Origin of the sequence: Pseudoalteromonas sp. TAB23, from assembly GCF_000498075.1 — a bacterium.
GTDB classification, from domain to species: Bacteria; Pseudomonadota; Gammaproteobacteria; order Enterobacterales; family Alteromonadaceae; genus Pseudoalteromonas; species Pseudoalteromonas arctica.
The window spans coordinates 1-1402 of record NZ_AUTP01000033.1 but is presented as its reverse complement, the minus strand read 5'-3'; the positions used below and the strand labels follow the sequence as shown (position 1 = coordinate 1402).

Below are 1402 nucleotides of genomic sequence, written 5' to 3'. Positions count from 1 at the left end.
TAGCGGTTATTGAACGCCAAGAATCAGTTGGTGGCGGTTGTGTACATTGGGGAACAATTCCTTCAAAAGCGCTTCGCCACTCTGTTAGCCGCTATATTGAATACAAAGCAAATCCGTTATTTAATGTTGGTGAGCGCCCTAGCCGCCTGACATTTCCTGATATTTTACGTCACGCAAGTTCTGTTATTTCTAAGCAATCTAATTTACGTAGCAGCTTTTACGATCGTAACCGCATTCATATGTTTCAAGGTGATGCGAGATTTGTAGATAAGCACACGATTGAAGTAAAAAGAAATGATGGTTCAACTGAGCGACTGACTGCTAAAACGATTGTTATAGCAACCGGCTCACGCCCTTATCGCCCACCAGAAGTCGATTTTACGCATTCTCGTATTTATGAGAGCGACACTATTTTAGGTCTTAAACACGACCCTCACCGCGTACTTATATACGGCGCTGGTGTAATTGGTTGTGAGTACGCTTCTATATTTAAAGGTTTAGGCGCTAAAGTTGATTTAGTTAATACACGCGACCGACTACTTGCTTTTATGGATGCTGAAATATCTGACGCGCTTAGCTATCACTTTTGGAACAGCGGTATTGTTATTCGTCATAACGAAGAGTTTGACCGAATAGAGACCCGTGACGACTGCGTTATTATGCATTTAAAATCAGGCAAACGCGTAAAAGCTGACTGTATTTTATTTGCTAATGGCCGTACTGGTAACACTGATACATTAAACCTTGAAGCCATTGGTTTAAAAGCCGATAGCCGTGGCCAATTAAAAGTTAACGAAACATATCAAACAGAAATTGATAACGTTTACGCTGTAGGTGATGTAATTGGCTATCCAAGCCTTGCAAGTGCTGCGTTTGACCAAGGTCGTATAGCTGCTGATGCAATTGCGTGTGGTAACTGTGATGACAGACTGATAGTTGATATTCCGGCCGGTATTTATACCATCCCAGAAATGAGCTCAGTCGGTAAAACAGAGCAAGAACTTACAGCCGCTAAAGTACCATATGAAGTTGGCCGTGCTCAGTTTAAGCATTTGGCACGTGCGCAAATTGCTGGTACTGAAGTAGGTAGTTTAAAAATATTATTCCACACCGAAACCAAAGAAGTACTTGGCGTACATTGTTTTGGCGAACGTGCCTCTGAAATTGTTCACATTGGCCAAGCTATTATGGAACAAAAAAATGGTGGCAATAATATCGACTACTTTGTAAATACCACATTTAACTACCCAACCATGGCTGAAGCCTACCGTGTTGCGGCATTAAATGGTTTAAATCGCTTATTTAAATAACGGCTTAAATAATACCAATCCGCAATAATACTTAATCAATTTGAGGGGTTAAATCTGACGTTAACTACGTTAAAAATTTCTGATATAGAACA

1 protein-coding gene is annotated in these 1402 nt (G+C 40.6%); it reads left to right on the top strand.

The window, feature by feature from the left end:
- Positions 1-1310 (top strand): Si-specific NAD(P)(+) transhydrogenase (gene sthA / locus L654_RS0100645; RefSeq protein ID WP_024606959.1); only part of this gene is annotated, 1310 nt, incomplete at its 5' end.
- Between the last annotated feature and the right edge of the window lie 92 nt (positions 1311-1402).